The organism is Pseudomonas sp. 5Ae-yellow (assembly GCF_014077575.1).
Taxonomy (GTDB): domain Bacteria; phylum Pseudomonadota; class Gammaproteobacteria; order Pseudomonadales; family Pseudomonadaceae; genus Halopseudomonas; species Halopseudomonas neustonica.
The window spans coordinates 12,364-38,049 of record NZ_JACGWE010000030.1 but is presented as its reverse complement, the minus strand read 5'-3'; the positions used below and the strand labels follow the sequence as shown (position 1 = coordinate 38,049).

The window sequence follows — 25,686 nt, the reverse complement described above, 5'->3', positions numbered from 1 at the left end:
CTCGGTCAGCCACCTGTTTGACGGCTTCAATTTTAAATTCTTCGGTGTAGCGTGAGTTGCTCATTGGACCTCCTGGGTGCCTCGATTATAAGGCCTGGAGGTGTCTACGAAACTAGGGGCGATTCACACGACCCAAGCGATGCTTCTAAGAGCTCGAATCATCGTGGAGGACTCAACCCCTCTATTTCGTTGGCCAAGTCGTCCAAGTGTCCGCAGTTACGGGGTAGAACCCACCCCCCTTACTCCACAAAAAATAGACACAGCCTAACCTCTATCGATTAATAGCTAGTGCTCCTCTTGGCTGGGCCCAGGCTTCCTGGACCCAGCAGTTTTCAAAGTGATAGATCTGAGGCTTTATCACAAGGCTCAACCGGCTTGCAGCAAAAGACGAGCCAATGGGCTCAGTGGACTGCTAACGGAATCAAAGGCTCTAACAAATGACACTCCAAACATAATGCGCTTTCGCACTGGATCAACTCTAGCTTGGCATCCCATCGAGCAGCTATAGGAACAATTCTAATCCGCAGGCAAAGAGCCCTATAATTAAAGATCAAGTAATCGAGCTAACAACATCCATTAGCGTGCCATAGTCCGTCACCACGTCATACTTTACCTTCTCGTCGGTTACTTGCTGACTGATCTCATGGAAGAACCTCCGGGCGCACTCGATCTTGGTCTTCTCTATCTCGCGCAGCTTCATGGACGACATGCTGCCCTTTGTCTCCGCGACAAAGTAGATGTGCTTTACGCTGCCAGCACGGAAAGAAATAGCCCAGTCTGGATTGTAATCACCTACGGGAGTGGGGATCAGGAAACCTCGCGGCAGTTTGGCGTAAACCACCACTTCACTACTGACATCCAACTCTTTCACAAAGCGACGTTCAACATCCGAGTCAGTGATGGCGTAATCGTAGACATGGTTTTTCAGCTTCTCCGTGGCGCGAGAGAAATCCTGGCCGGTCTGGTTGGCAGTGAAGATATCCACATCGTATCGTTCCTCGACCTCATCATATGCAAGGCGCTCGATCACCATTGCTGCTTTCTGTTCGGTGATTAGCCTTGAAGCCTCAGCAATGAAGTGCTCGGGGTTCTGTCTGAACTGATCGAACACAGCAGACTGAATGCCCCGCAAAATGTTGGCAGCAGTCGCGCGTGTCAGATGAGCATTTTCGGCCACTTTGCCCAGCAGGTCATAGCGAACCCTTGAATGGATGGAATCGCCATACTCGGTAGCAGTTTCCTCAACTTCAAAGCCATCCCCCCCGCGCAACTGGTCGTCGGTCAGCCCGTCCTTCTGGATGCCCTTCTGCACGGTGTACTGCAAGGGAGTTACTCGCAGCTCCTTATCCAGCGCAGCAATGCACTTGCGCACCAGCTCATCAGAGCTAAAATCGACGCGATACACGGCTTTACGGTTTATGAGCTGCCACAGCGCCTGAAACTCTTTCTTGTCGAAGTTGGCGTTGAGCGGGTTGGTTTTTGGCTTGCGGCCATCCTCTATTTTGGGCAGTTGACCTTCACTGAATACAGTGTCGATCAGCGCAAAGACCTGCTCAGCATAAGGCTTCAAATCATCAGGCAGCTCGGCTAGCAGCCCGGTTGCCTTAGCCTCATGGTACTTATCAACAATGTTCTTTTGCCGGTCCACGTAACCGTTTTGAACCAGGTAGAACTCAATCCCTGAGCCCATATCTGCGTTAACTTCAACCTGACCATGCTCGGTGTGTAGTAGTTTTCCAGTAAAAAAGCCAGCGGTGGCCTGGCGTGGACGTGCGCTGAGGGTTTCACTGATCTCATGCTGCAAGCCTGCCACAAAGTCTTTATAGCTCTCACTGGCAATGACCGTCAGAACGTTAATGTCATGCACAACCGCGGGGTTATCCATTCGGTCCCCGTGCTGATTCACCGACAAGCGCAGGCCACGACCTACCTCTTGACGACGGGAAATCGTATTGTCGCTGTGCTTTAACATGCACATTATGAACACATTGGGGTTATCCCATCCTTCGCGTAGAGCGGAATGGGAGAAAATGAACCTTGTCGGCTCCTCGAAAGACAACAGGCGCTCCTTGTCCTTCAAAATCAGGTCATAAGCGTCTACATCATCGGAGTCAACGGAGCGAGCTCCCACCACCGGGTCTTTCAGGCGACTCGTCTTCTTGTCGATGGAAAAGTAACCGTTGTGCGTATCAGCCGGGGCAATACCACCAAGGTACTTCCGGTAGGCCTCATTATCGATCACCAATTCGGACAAATACTCGTTCTTTAGCAGCTCATACTCGTTTTCGAAGATACGCGCATATTCGCCCTGCTCATCAGGCTGACCGTAATCGCGGTACTTGGCCACCTCGTCGATAAAGAACAGTGACAGCACCTTGATGCCCTGCGCAAACAACTGTTTTTCCCGGTCCAGGTGGGCCTTGATGGTTTCGCGAATCTGAATACGACGAATGTCATGCTCAGATACATCACCACTGGCTTCTCCAGCTTTAAGTACCACACCGTTGGTGAACTCCACGGTGTCATTAGTGGCGTCGATTTGGCTGATGGTAAAACCGTCGCGGTACTGATCCAGCTCGCCGGACTCGGCAAACAAATCATCCCGGAATTGCAGACGGCGCAGCTGGCGTTTGATCTGTCCTGACTTGAGCTTTACCTCCAGCTCTATGCGAGCGACCGGGGCCTGCCTGGAGATGTCGATGCCCTCCAGATATAGATAGGCATTGGTGCCGGCTAGACCACGTGTCTGGATACCGCGCACGGCAATCTTTTTGACCAACTTTTGGTTATAGGCATCCAGGGCGTCCAGCCGATGGATGCGGTTGTGATGTGTACGGTGGGTTGCCGAGTAGCGCAGGATCATCAATGGCTTGAAACGGGGCAGGGCTTCCATCGTTGCACTGCCTTCCATTTTCTGCGGTTCATCCAGAATGAGAATGGGCCGATTTGCGGCAATAACATCAATCGGCCTGCGCGATTGGAAATCATCCAGCTCGTCGTAAATACGCCGGTTATCTGCTCCACGGGCATTGAATGCCTGGATATTCATCACCATCACGTTGATGCCAGCGTCGGATGAAAAGCTCTCTAACTCATGGAGCCGCTTCGAGTTGTAGATGAAAAAACGCGCTTTTTTGCTGTAACCCTCAGTGAAATGCTCCGCAGTTATCTGCAAAGACTTGAGCACCCCTTCACGGATGGCAATGGAGGGCACCATGATGATGAACTTGCTCCAGCCAAAGCGCTTATTCATCTCGAAGATGGTTTTGATGTAGCAATAGGTCTTGCCCGTGCCGGTCTCCATCTCGACGTCCAGATGGATGCGCGTAGCAGCCAGCGCATCCTTCTTGTAGGCTGCCTTGACCGGTCCCCGGTTACCTTTGGTGTCGTAGGTAGTGAACTCGGTCAGTGAGGTTGAAGCTGGCAGGTTCTGACGACGCTGGACGGTCTGAATGTTCTCCAGCACCTGGGCTTCGCTGAGCGCCAAGTCGGCGTTCTTGAAGCCCTCATCATCAAAGGCACTTGCCTGGGTTTGCTGGCCAGGGTCGATGCGGTAGGTCAGACCGTCAAGCAGCGGCTGACCGGCAAAGCAGTCCACTACAGACTCCACAGCATGCGTCTGGTAGACCTGGGTTTTAAACTTCAGCTTCATAGCATTCTCTTTCTGCATTCTTTCTGCATGTGTACGGAATTTCGTCTTTGCAGAAAGGCGTAGGTATTTGATTCTTATGCAGTCTTACTATTTCAAAGCGCTGATTCATTCTGCAAGCTTCCATTCCGGCTTACCTCGCGACCCGGTATTAAGAATGCGCCCGCGTCGTCTTAGCTTGGTTAGCAAGTTGCCAATCTTGCGCTGCTTCTGCTCTGGACTCAGCGCGTCACTGAGCTTATCGATCAATAACTTGTCGATATCGGCGCGGCTGGCCTGACCAGACTGGCGCAAATAATCAGTGATCTGTTTAGCGTAAAATTCATCATCTTGGGCCCGGGTACGTATGTAATCCACCATGTTTCCGGTGGCTTTGGCAACGCTGGCCGATACGTAGAAGCGAGGCTTACGACCCTCGATCAGCCCGGCACGCTTCAAAAGGGCCACCGCTTCATCAGGTATCGACAACTTTTTCTGCACCCGGTCCAGGGCCAATACATCAGCCAACGGAAGATCTGTCTTCTGGATCAGCAGACGGCTGTAGGCAGGGTCCACAACGCCACCATAGATGGTAAGCCCAACAGCATCAGGGTTCGTGAGGTCGTAGTCTGGCATGGGAAAGTAACGCTTCGCTTGGCGGGCGTACATATCGTGAATGCCGTAGCCCATGGTATCGATCATATTGAGCTCGGCCATGGCCTGGGTCAGGAAAGGATTGCGGTAGCGGCGAGGTATGCGATTACCTTCCAGATAGTCCCCTGGAGCACCGTCAAAGAAGCTGCCTTCATTTTCAAACACCAGTCGGTCGGGCTGCTCAATCACCGTTACCCGACCGTTGCGCGTGTAGTCCTGATGGGCAATACAGTTATGCAGAGCTTCCAGCACAATTTTCTGATCGTACTTGGAGACCTCAATGGGCAACAATTCATCCTGGGGCAACAAGCGCAATTGGATATTGCGGATGCGCTGATACAGCTGAGTGGTAGTCAAGAGCAGCGGCGGCGCAAAGTGTTGGTAGGCCCGTTCGGCCCCTTCCAGCTTCCAGGTCATCTGTGCCGGATGTGGCGAAAGGTGCCAGACCGACTCAGGTTTGCCCAGCAACAATAATGCTGTGCGGGTGATCTGACCGTTCTGGGTGATACGCGCCCGGTCAAGGAAGGTAGTAATTGGCCAACCCATGACCTCGTCAGCATTGAAGCGATTGGCGTACTTCTGGGCAAAAGCTTCCCGCGCCCTAAACAGCGCCGCCTCATCCAAATCGGCCAGGCCAGCAGCCGGCACCAGTTGTGCACTCCAGTCTTGTGCCAAAGTCTGTTGCCGAATCTCGTCCTGCTTGTCCAAACCAAGAGGGCCAAGACTTTCACCAGCACGCGCGTGATAATGCCCCTTCCAAGCAATCGGGATACCCCGTGGCGCTGCGGGCATCTCAAACAGCAACACCCGACCACCCGCATGCTGCAATACATGAATGTCGCGGAAAGTGACACTGGGGTCGGTGCTTTGCGCCACCTGCTGCTTCAAGCTATGCAGGCGCTCTGGCTCTTCACGATAATTAGTCCCAACGACGCTGCGGGTTTTGTTGCTGACGCCAAAAACCAGCCAGCTACGTTCTTGCCCACGCAGGTTAGCTTCGTTGCTTAGTGCCGAGAAGTACTCACCAATCTTGTTCGTGTCATAGTCGTTTCCGGCTTGCTTGAACTCCACCACCTCGTTTTCCCAGGTACTGATCAAAGCCTCAAGCAGCGCATGCAGGGCTAGCTGGTCCATGTCATAGCTCCTCAGAGGCTTCTGACTTCGGTGCTTGGAGAAAGCTGACGGAAGATCTGCTCGACATTGATTTTCACCGCATCAGAAATAAAGCCATTGTCGCGAAACACGACGCGCAAGGGCTCATGCTTGGCCAGCTCTTTAACCAGATCTTCACTAATGCCGGTATCGAAACAGGCGACCAGGGCATTGTCATCCACAAAGAACACCGTCTTTTCTTGCAAGGTTTCACTGCGAATGGGCAATGTCAGATCCACACCCCAGTCCACCAGCACCTGGAACAGCAAGTCTTCAGGGGTGCGGTCTGGCTTGACGTTGTCCACTGCCTCAATCAAATCGCCTTGGGACAGCTCATCGGGGCGGTAGTAGATGCCCTTCATGTTTGAGGTATCGACCTTGAGCACACGAAAGCCAACATCGCGGTTCCAATCGGAGTGAGAATCACCCTCGCATATCTTTTTGCCGGCTCGACGAATACGTTCTTTAGCGATCTCTGTTATGTATCTATAGCCTTGCTTATAAGCATCTTGATTTGGATCAATCTCCTCAGGAATCTGAGCAACTATAAATCTTCTTCTATCTCCGGTTTTTGAATTCAGACTTAAAACTGCTTCCGCGGTTGTCCCAGACCCGCCAAAAAAGTCTAAAATTATATCGTCACCCTTAGTTTTTGATATTTCAGCCAAGTACTCAATCAGGGAAGTGGGCTTAGAATAACTAAAAGGGATTCCGAGCTTTTTTAATTCATGACTGCCAAGCTGGTTTATGTGCCCTTCTATGAAGCTGTTTGGCTTCGCAGTCGCGTTTTCTATAACATCTGCCAGGTATGTTTTGGTGAAAACATTCCATAGTGCTGGCTCACCACTGTCTGACACGAGATTAGACGAACGAACCCTTTTCACAACAATCCGATCCCTCTCAGCCTCAAACTTTTGCTTACTCCAACGCCAGATACCGTCACCAAGGTTTGGCCTTACAGGTGGAAAGGTTGAGCCTGGCGGTATCACTCTAGAACCGTCAGGGCACTCAACCCAAAACCTCTGGTCAGGATTCCTGTTTTGTATAGTGGACATATACAGTCGAACAAGTTGGTATGGTTCGCCCGCTCTAGGCCCTTCATCATCAATCTCTTTATACGCATCGAAATTAACACCACCAAAGAAGGGCTCAGCAAAATCAGAACTTTTTGCATATGTCAGTATATAGTCGAAATTGGGCGCCCAAAACTCACCTTTATTATTGCTTTTTTTTGTAATTCTACCAGCACAACCAATAAAATTACCTTCCCCAAAAACCTCATTACATACTTTTTTTAGATTATCAACTTCGACGTCGTCGATACTAATAAAAATAATTCCATCTTCAGAAAGAAGATTACGAGCAACCTTTAGTCTTGCATAAATCATGCTAAGCCAGTTAGAGTGGAATCTTCCAGAAAACTCAGGATTAGCGATAAGCTTTTCACCTTCGGCGCTTTGCTGCATTGATTGTCTGAGATATTCCCTTGAGTTTTCTGCAAAATCGTCCCTATAAACGAAATCTCTCCCCGTATTGTATGGTGGGTCGACATAAATCATTTTAACTTTGCCAAGGAAATTTTCCTGAAGAGTTTTTAGTACATCTAGATTGTCACCTTCGATGAATATATTTCTAGTTTCAAGGAAGTTTTCGCTTTCTGAAATCAGAGGCCGTAAGGTCTTACCAACCGGCGCATTTGCAAGGGCCAAAGCCTCCCGCTTTCCAGGCCAATCAAGCCGATATCTCTCCTGTGGCCCCTCCACAATCGAATCGCTTAACTCTTGGCGTAACTGATCAAAATCTACAGCCAAACGTAACTTACCGCTTGCTTCATCACGCGCCTCAGTCACACAGCCAGGAAATAACTCTTTAATTTTGGCGATATTGTCTTGGGTCACATCAAGACTGTGCATTTTTAGTTTTTCCATAAGTATTCTCTCAATATCTCGATACAGCGGCCTGCTGTTGGGTTAGCCGCTGTAGTTCCTGTTTAGCGTCGCGCAGCTCGGTGTTGATAGCTACGCGTTTGTTGAATTGTCTTTCGCGGCCCAAGCGCGCCTTGATCTGCTCAATCTCTTTCTGCTGAGCCGTTATAGCTTCAGCCAGTTCGATCCGCTGCTCCAGCGTCAGGCGCACAGCCTGCTCGGATTTCGTCGCCGAGGTATAGCTTGCTGCCGCAGAATCATGCGCTTGCAACACTGTGCCTTTTACTACTGGTGCAGCGACTCCATTCTGCACCAATGGGCTAAGCAGCTGTTCGTAAAGCCCGCTCATATCTAAGGCTATTGGCAATGGATGGCGTGGCGCGCTCTCTGGCTGCCAGTCAGTCCCAAAGTAGCTCCCAACTACCCAGCGGTCGCTTGCTTTATCATTCGTCGTATTCTGCGCTGGTCGCTTATAGGCTGCTGCGAGTTTTATGCGCCCTCCCTGCATCAGCTCGAAGATCAGCGGGAAAGGTATGGCCCGATCAATAGCTTTGAGCACTTCGTTGTCGAGCCCAACTCCCTTGAGGGTAATGCGGAATATTTGGATCTCCGCCACTGATTCGGTGGCTGACAAATTTACGGTTTCTGGCGCCAGCTTGAATGCCCAGTTGATCTGGTCCACTTGCTGGACGAAACGCTCCTTCAGGGCGCCACTCGCCGCGGCGTGATCGTAGATTTTATTTTTTGGTACTACGCGACCAAACGCCGCTTTTTTTGGCCAGGCAAACAGGGTCATGCATCGCTGCCTTCGATGACGAGGAAGGCAATCAACTCAAAATCATCCAGGCCCTGGATAGTGGTCGTCAATGCAGTAGTCCGGCCACCGCCAAACAGGCTGTCGATATCCTTTTCGTCCTTTACCTCGATCATGCTGCGGATGGCCTGGCTAAGCAGGTCAGAATAGGGTTGCATATTGCGCCCATCCTGCGTGCGCTCATTGAACAACCGGCACAGCGCACGGATGGGTTCATCCTTGCCCTTGCAGCTGCTGCGGATCAGGTCAAGTAGACGCTTGACCTCTGTGTGGTCGGCGACCACCTTCCCGTCTTCGCCGATGTAGACCAAATAGAACGGATGCAGGCGGTTCTGCTGATTGACGTTGACGCTATCGTGAATGTTTTTCAGCGCGAAAATAACGCCCGGCTGCAGACCTAGCTTGGGCTGAGATGGGACGATAGCATGCATGCCATAGGGCGCATTATCGATTTCACCGTATTCCTTGACGTAGTTCAGCAGATCCATCCGAAACTCGTTAAGGCCAAGATCGGTAATCGCGATACCCGCTTTCACGTCTTCCAGCTCGATCACTTCGTCCTGTAGACGCTTGAGTTGCTCTTTGCGGTAGGCAATGTCACTAGACTTGGCTGTCAGCACATTGTCGTCGCCGGTTGCGGTTACATCGGCAATGACCATACGATTCTCAACCCGTTCTTTGAGGTTGATATATTCGTCTAGGCTTATGTCTGGCCAGTAGTTGACCAGCTGTATCTGTTGATTGGGTGAACCGATCCGGTCGATCCGGCCAAAGCGCTGGATAATACGCACCGGATTCCAGTGGATGTCATAGTTGACCAGGTAATCGCAATCCTGAAGGTTCTGACCCTCGGATATACAGTCGGTACCAATCAGAATATCCAGCTCACCGGGCTCATCCGGCAGTGCTATCGCTTTCTCCTTGGAGCGTGGCGAGAACAAAGTGAGTAGGCTTTGAAAGTCATAGGTTTTGTGCAGCGTCGATTTAGGCGCATCAGACCCGGTGACTTTGCCCACGTGTAGGCCGAGTTTCAGGCCTATGGGTGCCAGGCTGTCGTAGAGGTAATTGGCGGTATCGGCAAAAGCTGTGAAGATCAGTACTTTGCGGTTGCCAGGATTAAGCGGCTGTTCCAGCTTCCCTTGGATAAGCTGTAGCAAGTGTTGCAGCTTGCTGTCATCGGCCGGCGTAACCAGGCGCATTGACGCCAACAGGTCTTCGATCAACAAAAGGTCTGTATCCAGGTCGTGCCTCCAGGATGCCAGGTCCATATCCTCCAGGCTGATCTGTACTTTCTTGCCTACGGTAAACTCACCAAGTCCCCCTAGCTCCTCGTCATCAGCGTCAAAGCTATCGATGTCATCCAAATAGTCACCGACCTGGGCAACTTTGCCGCTGGCTTCAAATGTGTCAATGGCCTCAAGCGTTCGCTTGATGTTGCCGCTTAGGGACGCCAGCGTCAGGCGGAAGGCGGCGACTGAACTTTCCAGGCGCTTGAGTAGATTGGTCGTCATGAGCGCCTGAAGACTGCGTTCGCGGTCAACCTGCCTTAGCTTGCCGCGACCACCCTCAGTTTGCGTGTCGTAAAGCTCTTCATACTTTCGCAGCCGGCTCGGCAATATGTAACTGATAGGCGCATAAACAGACAGCTTGAGTATCGATAACTGAGTGAAAATATGGTTTAGATCAGCAACATCTTCCCGCTCCGTGATGGGGCAGTGAAATGACAATGGCTTAAGACGCTCAGGGAAAGGCCCAATGTCTGTCGTGTCATAGAAGGCCTGAATGTGCTTACGCGAACGGGCAATAGTGACCGAATCCAGCAACTCGAAAAAATCAAAATCCAACGTTTTCAGAATAGACGCTGAGGTGCGCTCTTCCGGCGGGAGATCCGTCCAGGCGTTGAAGGCCTTTTGTGCACGGCGGAAGATTTCCTCCACGCTGGTGTTAGTTTTCAGGTGCTTGACCAGGCCCTCAGACTGGCCCTCGTAGGCCAGCGCCAACTGGTTGCGCAGGTCAGTGAAGCGATTGTTGACTGGCGTGGCCGACAGCATCAGTACTTTGGTCTTTACTCCAGCACGAATGACCTTGTTCATTAGCTTCTGATAGCGCGTTTCACGGTCTTTATAGACATCGTTATTGCGGAAATTGTGCGATTCGTCGATAACGACCAGATCGTAGTTGCCCCAGTTGATCCGATTCAATGGCATACCGAAGGATTCGCCGGAGGTACGTGACAGGTCAGTATGGCTGAGCACGTCGTAGTTGAAACGATCCTTTGAGAAGATATTGGTGGTGAGGTTGCTGTTGTAGTTGCGCCAATTGTCAGCCAGCTTCTTCGGGCAAAGCACCAGAACCGACTTGTTGCGCAGCTCGTAGTACTTGACCACGGCCAACGCGGTGAAGGTTTTACCCAGCCCCACACTGTCGGCGAGGATGCAGCCGTTGTAGGTTTCCAGTTTGTTAATGATGCCGGTAGCTGCGTCTTTCTGGTAGTTGAAGAGCTTGTTCCACACAAGGGTGTCGCGGTAGCCCGTCAGATCATTGGGCAACACATCTTCATCCACCTCCTCCAGGAAGTCGCGGAATATGTTGTAGAGCATGAGGAAGTAAATTCGCTCGGGGGCATTTTCCTGATACACCGACTCGATATGGTCACAGATGGCAGCTGTGACGTCCTCTACCTTGCCCGGGTCGCTCCAGATCTGGTCGAAAAGCTGAAGATACATCTGCGCGTGGGCAGGCTCATCCATTCGCGTAACAAAGTTTGAGACAGCATTGCCCTGCTGATAGCCCAGATCGACTGCAGTAAAGCCACTAATCGGCATGTACGCAGCAGCCTGGTCATGCGCGGCCACATGCACGAAGGACTGCATAGGGGCCTTGGTCTTGTTCGAGCGAAATTTGGCTTTACTGCGTATCCATTGCGCGCACTCACGAGCGACAGCCCGTTGGGTGAGTTTGTTGCGAAGCTGGATTTCAAATTCGGTGCCATACAGTCCGCTTTCGCGCTGGGACTTCGGAATGAAGAACTCTCGCCGCTCCTTTTTGAGCCGGTCCGTGACTTCATTTGGCACAAAGGTAGGCGCGGTGAAGATGAATTGCAGGCTATCGACGCTGGACAGCTCTTTCTTCAGCGCTTCGAAGGCATAGATAGAGAAGCAAGAGGCAGCGATCTTCAGACGGGAGCCCGACTTGATCGTATCTTTTAAGTCATCGCCCAGCAGACGATTGATATTGTCGATCATTTCCACGAAAAGCCCCTCATGGGCTCACAGCCCGTACATCCATAAACAGGTCATGACAGCATAGGGCCAGCGGCTATTGAAAGGCAATTTTATAGGGAATGTAAGATAAAATGCTTAACAACTTTACTACAGCCATCACGCCAAAGGAGATCACTAATATCGTCTGTCGTGGGAAATATTGAATTAGCTTTGAGGACAGTACAAGAGCGTGAGGACCTTGCCGACGCGAAGACGACCTAAGATCCGAGTAAGCGCCTGATTAGAGGCACACCTGCTATCTGTGAGAACAAATAGAAATGTAACCCCGGCGTAACCCCAACCCAAAAATAAAAAAGGCCTGCATCGCTGCAAGCCTTTATTTATGTGGTGCCGGCACCAAGAGTCGAACTCGGGACCTACTGATTACAAGTCAGTGTTATTGTCACGCAATCAGAGGCTCTTAAAGACTATAAATCAAACTTTATCTATCTCATCATTTTGTTTATAAAGGATTTATTTTCCGTAAAGCCCAAAACAGGCAATGTATAACCACGAAATAAAAATGGTCAAACTCCTACCCGAATCCTACCCGAAACGCTAAACTCCTACCCGAAACCTACCCCAAAAGGATCGGCCATGAGCAGCAATCGCTCTGCATTGAAAGAACATTTTCTGAAGCGGCTAAAGTACGACCCCGAGAAAGACCGCCAAGAATTCTTCGATCCTCCTCTTTACGGCCAGGGGACTTTCGGCGTACGGGTGAACAAAAGATCAATAGCGTACATCCTGCTATACAGCTTTCACGGCAAACCAAGGCGCCTGACCTTGGGTTCCTATCCAAAGATGTCACTGGCGGATGCCCGAGCCAGATCCAGGCATGCCGCCCAGCTGGTAGAGCAAGGCATCGATCCAGGTCAGAAAAAGACACTTGAACTGTTCGAGTACCGGACGAGCCCTTCCGTCGCTGATGCCGTGGACACATACCTTGAATGGGCCATGGCCAACAAAAAGTCTTGGAAAGAAGACGAGCGGATGCTCAAGAACGATTTTGTAAAATGCATTGGAGACATGAAGCTTCAAGACGTTAAGCGCAGGCAGATTTTGGCTCTACTGGATGACAAGGCCAGAACCGCCCCGGTCGCAGCGAATCGCCTGCAAGCTGTAGTTCGGGCGCTGTTCAATTTCTGCGTAGAGCGCGACATTATCGAAGCCACACCACTGGTGAAGATGAAAAAAATAACGAAAGAAACACCTAGAGAGCGGGCTCTCAATCAGCACGAATTAGTTTGGTTTTTAAAACGCTTAGCAAATCCATCGATTACCGTAGCCACTCGTTTTGCGTTACTGCTTTCCTTGATGCTTGCGCAGCGTTCGGGGACTATTGCTGCAATGCGCTGGGTCGACTTGGATTTGAAGCAAGGGATCTGGGACAGGTCCGGCCGCTTTGAGAAAAACAATAATCCCGTCGCAATCCCCTTGTCCTCCCATGTAATCAAAATCCTGCAACACCTAAAACATCTTCAAACGGTAAAACTTGAAAAGAGCGGCGGTGCCGCAGAACCCAGCCCTTGGGTTCTGCCTGGCAGAGGTACGTCATCACATCAGACTCAACCTTCTTTAAACCGGGCAATGCGCAGACTTTATGACACGTATGTCGCCGACGCAGAGCTTGTGAAGTCTGAAGGGCTGCTTCGAATTGCTGAAGGGTATCCAAGGCCTACTGCTCATGACCTGAGGAGAACCGCCACGACTCATATGTCAGGCCGGGGCCTGGGCAAGAACGTACGCAGCCGAATTCTTAATCACGCGAATCTTAGCGTGGACGCGATCTACGACAGATATGCATATTTCGACGAAAAAGCGAAGGCTTTGGATGACTGGCACGACCATCTGCTCAGCTTATTCAAAGAGTCATTTGGGCACCGAAATTGGCTAAAAGATTATGGCCGCGAAACAACTCAGGCTAACAAGATCGAAGCTAAACCGGCAGTGGTCGAATCTGACGCTCCTCGCGCATTTATGATTGGTGGAAAAGAAATCCCGTTGTCAGAGCCTCAGATCGAATGAAGGGTAAATACGCTTAAAGTCCGCTATACATTGCTTTCACCAATATTTCGGAGTTCACTATTGAGCAACCAGGCCTGTGGCAGCATTTTTGATCGTGGCTGTTCATCGAGTTATGGGCCGTACCTGAGCAAACCAGAAACCAAGGCACTGGCCCACGTCAAATGGAAATGGCTGAAGATCTGGTAAAAGCAAAAGGCTGTATCGGCATCTGGTTTGATACTTTTGATTTTCAGGCTCCCGAGTATTTACCCGAAACAAGGCTTTACTCAACTAGGTCAGCTTGATGAGCTCCCACCAGGACAAAAGCGGTTTTTTTGAAACGACTGATCTGAGAAGAAGAACCCAAAAGACTACCGTCAGTGACACATAGAGACACATTGAAAAGCCTCTTGTTTGCTCCCGCCCCTGGAGTTAACGCACGTTATTCAGCTCGCTCTCCACCAGCTCCAACAAAGGCCCCGGACCGAACTCGGTCAGGCAGAGTTTCTACCCTGAACTAGGGAGTGCATCGCTGTACTAGCCGATGCATTGCTTTTCGCCGACTGCCTTAGGGTTTGTCTGGTGCATCGCCAAACAACTTGCCGGAACCGGCCCAGTCCGATGGCGCCACGTCTTCGAAGATGACGTAAATGTACTCGGCCGGAGTAACCGTGTTTTTCACAATACTCTCGGTAATATCAGCAGCAACAGTGGCTTTTTGCGCGTGCTATTTCCCTTCAAACCAGCTAGCTCGTACGACGGGCATGGTAGATCCTCTTTCACAATGGATAGAAATGAAGAAGGTATCGACCTGATGATCAGGTTCGGCGAGCTCAAGGATGTCGGTGGGCTGGTGGCACGCCGTCTGGCGCGGCAACGCTGGGCTATTTGCGCGGCGCCCAGCTACCTGGAACGATATGGGACACCTCAACAGTTGGAAGATCTTGTGCATCACCACTGCATCGTTGGCCATAGGCGTGGCCAGCCGCTGTCCTGGCGCGTGCAACAGCATTCCCAAACTGTGCGGTTCGCTCCCCCGGTGACCCATCAAATTGGGGATGGCGAGGTAATGATCCTGGCGGCGGTAGCTGGGGCAGGATTGTGTCAGATGCCGCGCTGTCTGTTCACGGATGACATCAATGCCGGGCTATTGGTAGAGGTACTGGGGGCCTATGAGCCCGAGCCCGTTGAAGTGCACGCGGTATGGCCAAAGGTGTCTCACCTACGGCCGAAAGTGCGCTACGTAGTGGACGAACTGGTACAGCTTTTTGAGCGTTGGCGTTGATCGAGGTCCATCCGAAACCACGCTCTGGTATTCCCAGCGATCCTGGGAGCTTTTGCGATACAAAAGTCACCTTCAATTCATTCTCTCTCGGCGTAAACGTTCAGCAACACATAGCAGCCGTAGCCTATTACAACACCCCAAAGCGCGGACGATAACCCGTAGAGAGACATACCGGAGGCAGTAACCAAAAAAGTAACCAATGACGCTTCACGATCCCGGCCCTCCTCCAGCGCAGAAAACAGATTGGAAGCAATCGCTCTCAACAATGCCAGACCCGCCAGCACTGCGACAAACGCGGCTGGCAATGACGTGAACAAGCTCACGATGGTCCCCGCAAACAAGCCGCCGATAAGATAGAAAATACCGTTAAAGACACCTGCGACGTATCTACGCGATAAAGCTTTGTGAGCATCTTCACCAGTGCAGATCGCCGCCGTGATTGCCGCCACTACGATGGTAATACCCCCAAAAAATGCTATAGGTAGCGATAACAAGCCGGTTACAGCGATTATAGGTTTGGCTTTGACCGGATAACCTGCGTTTTGAACGATAGCTATCCCTGGGAGAAATTGACCGGTCAGGCTCACCAGCACCAGAGGAATAGCAAGACTCAGGGTGGCACTCAAGGTCCATTCTGGCCGGATAAATTGCGGAACTGCCAAGTTCAAACCAATACCAGAAAGCGATGCGCCCTCCAGCAATATCGCCAGAACCACACCAGTAACCAATAACAGTATCAGGGTGTACTTAGGGAATAAGCGCCGAAATACCATATAGGCCACAAGCATACCGATCGCCAACTGCGGCGTGTTCTCAATGGCGACGAACGCCCCTACTCCAAACTGGAACAGAATGCCTGCCATCATCCCTGCGGCGATGCCTTTGGGTATTGCGCGGACAAACGTATCGAAAGCGCCCGACATGCCGATGACTACAATGATGAGTGCTGCCGTAATGTAGGCGCCAATGGCCTCATTCAAAGATAACTCTGGAAACAGCGTAACAAGTAAGGCTGTACCGGGCGCTGACCAAGCAGTGACTACTGGCGCTTTGAACCAAACGGACAGAATGATCCCGGATATACCCGCGCCTATCGAAATAGCCCAAACCCAGGAGGTCATCATATCCGTGGATATACCGGCACTTTCTCCGGCTTGAAAAAAAATCGCAAGCGGCCCTGAGTAGGACACCAACACAGCCAGAAAACCGGCAACCGCTGCGGGCAATGATAAGTCTTTCAAAAATCTCGACATAACGTTCCGTTGTGACAACATTATTGTTGGTTAAAAAAGAGCCCCATGCGCTTACGCGCCGGGGCTAAAAGAGGGCTGGACGGAGTTGCCAACCCTGGGTCGCATGCAGGATCCGATATCTAGTTACTGCTGACGTCCATACCAGGGAGCTTTGATACCGGCGCTGACTTAGAGTCAAGTCCACGCCGGCCAACTAGCGCTATGGCCACAGTGGCGATGGCGCCTGGCACTGCAAGTGCGAGGAAATTCATGTGATGCGGCATGGCCGTCGCTAGCAGCGCACCACCCAGCAACGGGCCAACGATGGCGCCATTGCGGCCGATCCCAGAGGCCCAGCCAAGGCCGGTAGAACGAATGGCGGTTGGGTAGTATTGGGCGACGTAGGCATACAAGAGGATCTGCGAACCGATAGTGGTTGCACCGGCGATACCCACCAGCGTGTAGAGGAACCACATCGGACTGTCGTAGCCAAGCATAACCAAGGAAGCTGAGGCCATGATAAAAAAGGTTACCAACACCGAACGCAGCGATAGACGATCCGCTAACCAGCCGCCACCAACCGCGCCGACAATTGCTCCGACGTTGAGCACCATCAAAAACATAAGGCTTGAGCTCAAAGCATACCCGGCGTTCGACATCAATTTAGGTAGCCAGGATCCGAGGGCGTATACCATTAACAGGCAGCAAAAAAATGCTATCCAGAACATCACGGTGCTCATTGCGCGGCCGTTGCGAAATAGCTCCAGCACCGGTGCCTTGCTGTCGTTGGTAGGCGGTACTTCAAGCACATCATCCTTACGGATGTTCATCAGCGGCGCGATTTGCTGAAGCACATAGCGCGCCTCGTTCTCGCGCCGCTGCGCCATCAGGAAGGCTACGGACTCAGGTAGGTATTTCAGCATTAAAGGGAGCAGTAGCATCGGCACGCCGGCCAGATAAAACATGATCTGCCAGCCGAAATTAGGCACGATCCAGATACCCAGGCCAGCAGATATCATCCCGCCCACGGCGTATCCACTGAACATCAGCGCTACCAGGGTGCTGCGTTTGCGCGCTGGCGAGTATTCGCTCATCAGCGACACCACGTTTGGCATAACGCCGCCAATGCCGAGCCCAGCGATAAAGCGCAGCACGCCAAATTGCCAGGGCGTGGTAGCCAGGCCGTTAACCACCGTGGTCACACTGAACAGCACTACGCAGCCAATGATAACTTTCTTGCGGCCCACTCGATCCGACAACATACCGAACCCCATAGCGCCGAACATCATGCCAAACAGCGCACTGCTGCCTAGCAGGCCGGCAACGTAGGGGCTTAGTTGCCACTCGTCCATGAGGATAGGCAGTACCACACCGTAGATCACCAGGTCGTAGCCGTCGAAGATGATAATCAGGGTGCACCAGAAGAGCACCCTCCAGTGAAAGCGGCTGAATGTGGCGTTATCGATAACGTTGTTTACGTCGATATTTCTCATCGGTCTGTACTCGCCTTATTTGTTTTTGTGCGGGAGTTACCTTCCTGGTTTAAGTGACGAAGCCTGTTAACCCAGGTCTCCACCGGCGACCGGAATCACGGTTCCGGTTATGAAACTGGCGGCGTCCGATGCTAGGAACAGAATGGGCTCTGCCTGCTCATCCAGATCGGCATAACGCTGCATGAAGCTGTTCTGTTTGGTCTGATCGACAAGGGTCTGGTACCAGGCCTTTTCCTGGTCGTTCTGAGTGCTGAGGTTGCGCGGCGTCAGCCGTGGCGGAGCCTCCGTACCGCCGGGCGCAGTGGCATTCACACGGATGTTGTGCGGCGCGTACTCATAAGCCAGGTTGACGGTCATGGCGTTGACGCCGCCCTTGGCAGCGCCATAGGGCACTCGCATCAGCCCTCGGGTAGCAACGGAGGAAACGTTGACGATCACCCCGCCCTGCTGCTCCAGCATGTAGGGCAGCACTGCGCGGCAACACCACAGAGTGGGAAACAGTGAGCGCTGGATTTCCTTCGCGATTTGCTCAGGGCTATAGTGCTCAAAGGGTTGCGCCCAGATGGTCCCGCCGACGTTGTTGATCAGGATATCGATCCGGCCAAACTGCTGATAAGCCTCCGTCATGACCTTTTCTGCGCCGGCCCAGGTTTCCAGATCAGCCTGGACCGCGACGGCTTCTGCGCCCTGCTCCCTTAGATCAGCAGCGACCCCCTGAACATACTCGGCGATGTCAACCAACAGCAGCCGGCCGCCCTCTGCCGCAGCCAGCTCGGCTACGCGCTTGCCAATGCCCTGCGCAGCCCCGGTGATGACCATAACCTTGTCGGTGAAGCGGGCGCTCATGCCACCTGCTCCTGCGCGGCTGACAGGCTTGGGGTGAACTTCTCGTAATGGAAGGAGTTAGGGGTGATGCCCTGCTCGCGGAAGAATGCGAGGACGGAATCGACCATGGGCGGAGGCCCGCACAAATAGACGTCTACATCGCCTTCGTTGAGAGGTGCCTCATCCATGTGGTGCGTGACGTAACCCTTGCGCGCGTGGTCGCCGTCGGTGCTCGACACGCAGGTGACGTAGGTGAAGTTGTGCAGCTCGCTGACGAAGCGGTCGAGTATATCCAGACAAACCAGATCATCCTCAGTGCTGACGCCATAGACCAGATGCGTAGGCAGGTCACAACCGTTGGCTTTCATGTGCTCAAGCTTGGCCAAAAACGGGGCCAGGCCAGTGCCGCCAGCCAGCATCAAAACCGGACGCTCGATTGGCCGGAGATAGAAGCTACCCATCGGGCCAGTAAGTGTCACCTTGTCACCGGTACGCGCTTCGCCCACCAGCCAGGAACTCATTAGCCCGCCTGGCACATTACGGATCAGAAAACTCAGATCCCGGCTGCCGGGCCTGGAGCTGAAAGAATATGCCCGGGTTTCCTCGGTGCCCGGCACCTGAATGTTCACGTACTGCCCCGGTAGGAAGGCGAGCTCCTCCTCTACCCTGATTTTGAGCTCGATGGATGTAGGCGAGATCAGGTTCACCTCGGCAACCTTCCCGGTCACCGCCGCATTACCGGTCTTGCACATGGTCGAAGGTACAGGAATTTCGACAACACAATCACTGGAGGGCACCATCTGACAGGTCAGGACCATACCCTGCGTCACTTCCTCTTCGGACAATGCTTCCTCGAGATACTCCTCGCCCAAGTCAAACTCTCCCTGGCGGCAGGCACCCTTGCAGGTACCGCAAACGCCGTCGGAGCAATCCATGGGCAGGTTTATCTGCGCACGGTAGGCCGCATCCAGCACAGTTTCGCCTTCGTTGCAGGACACAAAACGGGTTACACCGTCTTCAAAGTTAAGCGCGATGTTATAACTCATGATGCTGCTCTCCCGATCAATTACAGGTGGTAAACGTCCAGCACCTGATTGATGCAATCGTTATTCAGGACCAGCCGCTTCTCCCGAATCAGCGGCTGTTTACCGGTGACATCCAGGGTGTAGAAGGATGTGCCGAAGAATTCGGCTGTCTTCTTGTAGCGATAGGCCTTGGTCAGCCAGTTGAACCGCAGCTTCACTTCACTCTCGGTCTGGGACAGGATCTCCAGATTGCTAGTGAAATGCGTGGTCCGCGGTTCGGGCATGGAGCTAGCGCCGGAGCGCTCAGTCTTGATGCGGTAAACCCGATCCTCCAGGCCATCCTTGTTGGGGTAATAGATAAGCGAGATTTCCCGTTGCGGATCTTCGGTCAGCTCATCGTTGTCATCCCAGGCTGGCATCCAGTAGGTAACGTCTGCGTGGTAGCACGCCAGCCATTGATCCCACTCACGGTCATCCAGAAAGCGCGCTTCGCGGATGATGAATTGCTCAATGTCGTGATAACTCAGGCTCATAACGCTGCCTCCTCTGCGGTCACCGGAATGAGGTTAGCGCGTTCGGCCTCAATGGCGCGGAGCATCTCCACCTGCCAGTGCTGGTGATGATTTACATACAGGCCTTCATCATCGGGCTTGGCGCCACTCATGCTGGGCTTCATGTCTAGCTGGTTGGCATGCTCATCCGGACCGTCAATCCAGTGCGTGGCACCGCGACTCATGTCGTTCCAGCGCATACCCTGTGCTTCGTAACCGTTCTGGCAAGCGCGGAATTCTTCCAGGTCATCCGGTGTACCCATACCGGTGACGTTGAAAAAATCCTCATACTGGCGAATGCGCTTGGTACGTAGCTCAGCCGGCTCGTTCTTCGGGCCGAAAGCATAGATGGTCACCTCGGTCTTGTTGACGCTGATCGGACGAGTCACGCGGATCTGAGTGGAGAACTGATCCATCAGGTACACATTAGGGTACAGACACAGGTTCTTGGTGGTGCGCACGATAGAATCGGCACGGGCCTCGCCAAAGGTCTGACGCAAGCGCTCAAGCTGGCTGAAGATCGGCCGCACTTCCGGGTTTAGCAGACGTGTCCAGAGCATCATGTGGCCGTTTTCGAAGGAGTAAAATCCGCCGTCAGCCGACCAGCTCTTGGCATCAACTGCCTCGGTGCCGCCCTTGTCATAGTTGCGCTGGCCCATGGTGGATAGGTAGTTCCAGTGCACGGTGCCAACGTGGTAACCGTCCGCGCCATTCTCAGCGGTGAGCTTCCAGTTGCCCTCGTAGGTATAGGTCGAGGTGCCCCGCAGGATTTCCAGACCGTCTTCAGACTGATCCACGATGTTGTCAATGATCTTGGTGGTTTCCCCCAGGTGTTCCTCAAGGGACACCACATCGGCATTCAGGCTGCCGAAGAGGAAGCCGCGATAGTTGCCAAACTTCGGCAACTGCTTGAGATCATGCGAGCCGTCAGTATTGAACTGCTCTGGATAGCCACCCTTCTTCTGATCCTTGGCTTTTAGCAACTGGCCGTCATTACGAAAGGTCCAGCCATGGAAGGGGCAGGTGAAGGAAGCCTTATTGCCACGTTTCTTGCGGCACAGTGTCGCTCCACGGTGCGAGCAGGTATTGAGGATAGCCTTGAGCTCGTCATCCTTGGTGCGGGTAATGATCACCGGCTGGCGGCCTACAGTTACGGTGAAATAGTCGCCCAGTTCGGGGATCTGGCTCTCGTGAGCCAGGTAAACCCAGTTACCTTCGAAGATATATTTCATCTCCAGTTCGAATAGTTCCTGATCGGTAAATATGCCCCGGTCGCACTGGTAACGACCGGTTGCAGGGTCTGCGACGACGGCGCCCTTTACCTTTTCAGCGAGTTTTGAGAGTTTGCTAGTCATGATATTCACTCCGCATTTTCTAGAGCGCGGGGACGCGCATGGCGCTCATACAGCTCGGCCTTGTCCGTGGCAACCAGCACCACGTTGAACTCGACCTCAGTAATCGGGCCAGTTATGCCATGCTTTTCAGCCGTCTCGGAGCGCTGCACAGGCTTGGCGTCTACCACCAGCTCTTCGCGCGTGGCGAAGGCGAAGTCATCGAAAGTGTATTCATCACCAGCGATGTTGACTTGGGTGGTGAGATGTTTGAAGCCAGGCTTGGCCACGAAGTAATGAATATGTGCGGGACGCTGGCCATGACGACCCAAGTGGTTCAGTAATTTCTGGGCAGAGCCTTCTGGTGGGCAACCGTAGCCGGAGGGCATGATGCTCTGTGCGGCGTAGCGGCCGTCGGCATCGGTCTTGATGCGACGACGCAGGTTATATTCGCTCTGCGACTGATCAAAGAAAGAATAGGCGCCTTTGGTGTCGGCTTGCCAGATGTCGACCATAGCATTGGCGACCGGAACACCTTTCTCATCAGTAACCTGACCCTTGATCAGAATGACTTCCGCTTCCTTGTCAGAGCCGTCGTCCATGCGGGCAAAGCCGTCGCTGATAGGCGCACCTGCAACATACAACGGGCCTTCAATAGTGCGCGGGGTGCCGCCAGCCAAGCCGGCCTGCTCATCCTTAGCATCCTGGCGGATGTCCAGATAGCGGTCCATTCCCAAGCCCGGGGCCAGCAGCGCAGCTTCACCGTTGGCGCCCAGCTCACCGACGTAATACACGGCGCTCCAAAACTCCTCAGGCGAAACATCGAAATCTTCGACGATCTGGAAAATGTCGTGCATGACACGGTGAACGATTTTCTTCACCCGTTCATCACCACCGGATTTGTTGAAGCCGGCAACCTTCTCCAGCAGTTCCTTCACATCGGCAGCTTGCATCGTTTTAACGGTCATTGTCGGTCTCCTCAGTTTCTTGTTTTTGTTGCTCAGAACGTTCAAATCAATCAGCAACAGGCTTTTTATGGCGCCTGGGTTTGGGTATGCGCCGGGTTTCTGTAATCGTCCCTGTCAGCTGTCGTCTTCACGGATAGAGGACGGGTGACGGCACAGGGGTGCGACGGAAATATCCATATAAGGGAACAGCGGCAGGTTACTGATCAGCTCCTGCAGTTCAGCGTTGTCCGCAACATCGAAAATGCTGACGTTGGCGTAGCTACCCGCTACCCGCCACAGGTGACGCCACTTGCCTTGCTGCTGCAGGTCTTGGGCGTAGGCTTTCTCGAGCGTCTTGACCTCCGTAGCCACATCGGCAGGCATGTCATGGGGGATATTCACTTTCATCTCGACTTTAAAAAGCATGGGATTTTCTCCAGTTGCTGAGCTTTAGGCGCGTTATGTCTTGCGGCGATAGAAGGCCAACTTGTCTTCGTCGATGTCGACGCCCAGGCCCGGGCCGGTGGGGAGGTCCACACCGTTGTTATGAAAGTTGAGCGGCTTGACCACGATGTCGTCCTTCATCAACAGCGGACCGAACATCTCGGTGCCCCAATGCAGGGTTTCCAGAGTGGACCAGGCGTGCAGGGACGCGACGGTACCGATGGTGCCTTCCAGCAAGGTGCCGCCATACAGACCGATACCAGCGGCTTGGGCTACCTGTGCCTGCTGGAGTGCACGGATGGGTCCGCCGGCCTTGGCTATCTTCATCGCTACCGCGCCGGAAAAGCCGGCAGCGGCCAACGCAAAAAGATCCTTGGCATCGGCGACAGACTCATCAGCCAGAATGGGGATATGAAACTTGTTTGAGAGCCGTACCAGCGCGGCAAAATCCTTCATTGGTGTGGGCTGCTCGACCAGGTCGATGCCTGCAGCCTGCAGTTCGGCCATGCCCTTTGCAGCAGTGCTTTCATCCCAGGCCTGATTGACGTCGACCCGCACACTGGCGTTGTATCCGACTGCTGACTTGATCGCGGCGACATGGCGGACGTCATCCATCAGCGCACGCGAGCCGATCTTCAATTTGAAGTCGCAGTGGCGGTTCTGCGCCAGCAGGGTTTGAGCTTCGTCGATATCCTTCTCGGTATCGCCGCTGGCAAGCGTCCAGAGCACCGGAATATGGGCATGCAACGCTCCGCCGAGCAAATCAGAAACCGGGCGATTCAAACGTTTGCCTTGCAGATCCAGTAGCGCGGTCTCTATCGCGGACTTGGCCAGGTTGTTTCCACGCGCAGCATGGTCTAGCCTTACCCTAAGGGTATTGATAGCGTTCGCTGGCTGATTCAGCAGCAACGGCTTGAAATAGGCGTCGATAGTAAGCTTTACGCTTTCAGGACTTTCGGGACCGTAAGCCAGGCCACCGATGGTAGTCGCTTCGCCCAGACCTTCGAGCCCATCCGAATCCTTCATACGCACTATCACCATGGTTTGAACCCCCATGGTTGTCATGGATAGCTTGTGCGGCCGGATGGTTGGTATATCAACCAGGATGGCTTCGATGGACTGAATGGTTGCGGGCATTTGCTCTCCGAATCGCAGGTGGAAAAATTGTGATTCGAACAGTACAAAGTTTCATGAAGATGAACCAATACAGATTAAGTAGAGAGCTATACCTTGGAGGTATGGATGGAGCTAAGACACTTGCGCTACTTCATGGCAGTGGCGGAGGAGCAGAACTTCACGCGGGCAGCAAAACAGCTTTTTATAGCTCAGCCTCCCTTAACCCGCGCAATCAAGCAGCTGGAAGAGGAAATAGGTGTGGAGCTATTTATCCGTAAATCGCGGGGCCTTGAGCTAACCACAGGCGGCAGATATTTTTTGGAACAAGCTCGCCAGATTCTCGACAAGGTAAATGCCACCGTTAATGACACCCGGCGGATCGCTCAGCACCGTAAAACCGTTTTCTCCATAGGCTTCGTACCCTCGGTGTTCTATGGTCAGCTGCCACTGATGGTCCGCCGCTTGCGGCGTAACAAGAATCTGGAAATCGTTCTGCACGAATTGAAAACCCGCGAGCAAGTGGATGCGCTCAAGGCCGGCAAAATAGACATAGGCTTTGGCCGCATTCGCATCGAAGATCCTGACGTCGATCAGGAGCTGCTATTCGATGAACCCATGATTGCCGCCATTCCCGCAGGCAATCCTCTAACTCATCACAGGCCGTCTATGAAAGAACTCTCTGCATGGCCAATGATCACTTTCCCCTCAGGCCCCGGCCCCAATTTCTCCGACCTTACCCAAGGGTTATTTCACCGACGCGGTTTGCGGTTGAACGTAATCCAGCAGGTCAATGATTTGCAGACAGCGCTATCACTAGTGGCGTCTGATATGGGCTTTACTCTGGTGCCGGAACAAGTCCGGCGATTACATAGAGAGGGCGTGGAGTACATGCCTCTGGATGACGACAACATCACCGTACCGGTAATTGCCTGCCGCCGGCGCGGAGAAAACCCCAATGCGGTCATGCGCTTGGCCAACACCATCCTCGATGGATTGGTGGAGAATCGGCTGACCGGACGCTACCCATAATCACCCTGCCGTATCTGGATCGCGCTCTATCGCAAAGCTCAGCGCGTGGACTGCCTCACGGCTTCAGCGGCTTGCTGCAGACGAGACAGGTAAACGTCCTTCAGCGTTTGCATATCCACCCGCGCCGCGTTAGTGCTGATATTGATCGCCCCAAGCAGTTCGCCGTTGCCGGCAAACACCGGCACTGCAACCGAGCGCAAACCGGAATCCAGCTCCTGGTCGACGATGGCATAACCCTGCTCTCTTGCCTTGATGATCTCTTCTTTCAAAGCAGCGGGTCGGGTCACAGAGAGCGCGGTAAAAGCGTGCAAAGTTACCCTGGCGAAGTACGCATCAAGCTCTGCCTCTGACAATTGCCCTAGCAGTACTCTGCCCATGGACGTATAAGCGGCCGGCAAGCGGGTCCCTACCGACAACGTGATGGCCATTAGCCGGTGCCGGGCCGACGAGCGCAGCACATACACCACATCATCACTATCCAGCACCGCCAGTGAAGACGATTCGCCCAGCTCAGCGGTAATGTCCTCCAGGTGTTGCAGAATTACCGCGCGGTAATTGTTGGAAGCCTGATAGGCGTAACCCAACTGCAGCACCCTAGGCGTCAGCTCGAACTGCCTGCCACTACGTTTGACGAAACCCAACGCGTGCAGGGTGAGCAGAAACCGCCTGGCTTTGGCCCGATCCATTTCGGTGCGGGCGGCGACTTCACTTAAGGTCATGCGCGCATGCTCGGCATCAAATGCCTGCAACACCTCCAGGCCCGCGGCCAGCGCCCCTACATAGTCGCGATCACCCGGTTGAAGAAGCTGATCTTCCACTGTAACTCCCCATTTTGCTCAATAATTTGCGGCATGTTAGCAGCTAGTTCGGTGTCCGAACATCTGTGCATTTCGGCGGATGATTAAATTTTATCCTTGACGACGGCAAAAACTTGGCTCCATTATGTTCGCATATTAAACATATGT

17 protein-coding genes and 3 pseudogenes are annotated in these 25,686 nt (G+C 53.0%); 4 read left to right on the top strand and 16 right to left on the bottom strand.

All coding sequences use genetic code 11. From position 1 onward, the window contains the following. Positions 1-550: 550 nt before the first annotated feature. The 5 genes from H4J77_RS15030 to H4J77_RS15010 all read right to left on the bottom strand — a co-directional run bounded on the left by H4J77_RS15030 (position 551) and on the right by H4J77_RS15010 (position 11,424). Positions 551-3,652 carry a type III restriction-modification system endonuclease gene (locus H4J77_RS15030; protein ID WP_182249236.1) on the bottom strand — a complete coding sequence of 1,034 codons (3,102 nt, stop codon included), beginning with the start codon at positions 3,650-3,652 and terminating at the stop codon, positions 551-553. Positions 3,653-3,757: 105 nt separating this feature from the next. Continuing rightward, complete coding sequence (locus tag H4J77_RS15025) at positions 3,758-5,416, bottom strand: RNA-binding domain-containing protein (RefSeq protein ID WP_182249234.1); 1,659 nt, start codon at positions 5,414-5,416, stop codon at positions 3,758-3,760. A gap of 11 nt (positions 5,417-5,427) precedes the next feature. Then, complete coding sequence (locus H4J77_RS15020) at positions 5,428-7,362, bottom strand: site-specific DNA-methyltransferase (protein ID WP_182249232.1); 1,935 nt, start codon at positions 7,360-7,362, stop codon at positions 5,428-5,430. Positions 7,363-7,372: 10 nt separating this feature from the next. Further along, positions 7,373-8,155 (bottom strand): DUF4391 domain-containing protein, encoded by a 783-nt coding sequence (locus H4J77_RS15015; protein ID WP_182249230.1) that lies wholly within the window; start codon positions 8,153-8,155, stop codon positions 7,373-7,375. Next, positions 8,152-11,424, bottom strand: a complete 3,273-nt coding sequence (locus H4J77_RS15010) for a helicase-related protein (protein WP_182249228.1) — start codon at positions 11,422-11,424, stop codon at positions 8,152-8,154. The genes H4J77_RS15015 and H4J77_RS15010 overlap by 4 nt, the downstream gene beginning before the upstream one ends. A gap of 609 nt (positions 11,425-12,033) precedes the next feature. Here H4J77_RS15010 and H4J77_RS15005 point away from each other — a divergent pair. Both H4J77_RS15005 and H4J77_RS19970 read left to right on the top strand, forming a co-directional pair. After that, positions 12,034-13,464: an integrase family protein gene (locus H4J77_RS15005; RefSeq protein ID WP_123890766.1), complete on the top strand. Its 1,431-nt coding sequence runs from the start codon at positions 12,034-12,036 to the stop codon at positions 13,462-13,464. A 95-nt stretch (positions 13,465-13,559) separates the two neighbouring features. Continuing rightward, positions 13,560-13,782, top strand: a pseudogene (locus H4J77_RS19970) (GNAT family N-acetyltransferase); the annotation flags it as partial. Positions 13,783-14,011: 229 nt separating this feature from the next. On the opposite strand, the pseudogene H4J77_RS15000 reads toward H4J77_RS19970, so the two are convergent. Then, positions 14,012-14,209: pseudogene (locus tag H4J77_RS15000) on the bottom strand (4-oxalocrotonate tautomerase family protein). Positions 14,210-14,230: 21 nt separating this feature from the next. On the opposite strand from H4J77_RS15000, the pseudogene H4J77_RS14995 reads away from it, so the two are divergent. Continuing rightward, positions 14,231-14,728 (top strand): annotated as a pseudogene (locus H4J77_RS14995) (LysR substrate-binding domain-containing protein); the annotation flags it as partial. A gap of 77 nt (positions 14,729-14,805) precedes the next feature. Here H4J77_RS14995 and H4J77_RS14990 read toward each other — a convergent pair. The 9 genes from H4J77_RS14990 to H4J77_RS14950 form a co-directional block, all read right to left on the bottom strand. Beyond that, the gene (locus H4J77_RS14990; RefSeq protein WP_123890767.1) at positions 14,806-15,981 is read right to left on the bottom strand and encodes a benzoate/H(+) symporter BenE family transporter; all 1,176 of its coding nucleotides are present in this window, start codon (positions 15,979-15,981) and stop codon (positions 14,806-14,808) included. 119 nt (positions 15,982-16,100) lie between these two features. Then, a complete protein-coding gene (locus H4J77_RS14985; protein ID WP_123890768.1) occupies positions 16,101-17,453 on the bottom strand; it encodes an aromatic acid/H+ symport family MFS transporter in 1,353 nt (450 codons plus the stop codon). 66 nt (positions 17,454-17,519) lie between these two features. Continuing rightward, positions 17,520-18,299: a benzoate diol dehydrogenase BenD gene (benD, locus tag H4J77_RS14980; protein ID WP_123890769.1), complete on the bottom strand. Its 780-nt coding sequence runs from the start codon at positions 18,297-18,299 to the stop codon at positions 17,520-17,522. Beyond that, a complete protein-coding gene (gene benC / locus H4J77_RS14975) occupies positions 18,296-19,324 on the bottom strand; it encodes a benzoate 1,2-dioxygenase electron transfer component BenC (protein WP_123890770.1) in 1,029 nt (342 codons plus the stop codon). Before benC ends, benD begins: the two co-directional genes overlap by 4 nt. A gap of 20 nt (positions 19,325-19,344) precedes the next feature. After that, a complete protein-coding gene (gene benB / locus H4J77_RS14970; protein WP_123890771.1) occupies positions 19,345-19,836 on the bottom strand; it encodes a benzoate 1,2-dioxygenase small subunit in 492 nt (163 codons plus the stop codon). Then, the gene (locus tag H4J77_RS14965; RefSeq protein WP_123890772.1) at positions 19,833-21,209 is read right to left on the bottom strand and encodes a Rieske 2Fe-2S domain-containing protein; all 1,377 of its coding nucleotides are present in this window, start codon (positions 21,207-21,209) and stop codon (positions 19,833-19,835) included. The genes benB and H4J77_RS14965 overlap by 4 nt, the downstream gene beginning before the upstream one ends. Positions 21,210-21,214: 5 nt before the next feature. Further along, positions 21,215-22,153 carry a catechol 1,2-dioxygenase gene (gene catA / locus H4J77_RS14960; protein WP_123890773.1) on the bottom strand — a complete coding sequence of 313 codons (939 nt, stop codon included), beginning with the start codon at positions 22,151-22,153 and terminating at the stop codon, positions 21,215-21,217. A gap of 114 nt (positions 22,154-22,267) precedes the next feature. Next, positions 22,268-22,558 (bottom strand): muconolactone Delta-isomerase, encoded by a 291-nt coding sequence (catC, locus tag H4J77_RS14955; RefSeq protein ID WP_123890774.1) that lies wholly within the window; start codon positions 22,556-22,558, stop codon positions 22,268-22,270. Between the two features lie 33 nt (positions 22,559-22,591). Further along, positions 22,592-23,713, bottom strand: a complete 1,122-nt coding sequence (locus H4J77_RS14950; RefSeq protein WP_123890775.1) for a muconate/chloromuconate family cycloisomerase — start codon at positions 23,711-23,713, stop codon at positions 22,592-22,594. Between the two features lie 105 nt (positions 23,714-23,818). Between H4J77_RS14950 and H4J77_RS14945 the strand changes: the two genes are divergently transcribed. Next, positions 23,819-24,721, top strand: coding sequence for a LysR family transcriptional regulator (locus H4J77_RS14945; protein WP_123890776.1), 903 nt, complete (start codon positions 23,819-23,821; stop codon positions 24,719-24,721). A gap of 38 nt (positions 24,722-24,759) precedes the next feature. Here the strand turns inward: H4J77_RS14945 and H4J77_RS14940 are convergent, their stop codons facing one another. Then, complete coding sequence (locus H4J77_RS14940) at positions 24,760-25,539, bottom strand: IclR family transcriptional regulator C-terminal domain-containing protein (protein WP_123890777.1); 780 nt, start codon at positions 25,537-25,539, stop codon at positions 24,760-24,762. Positions 25,540-25,686 lie beyond the last annotated feature (147 nt).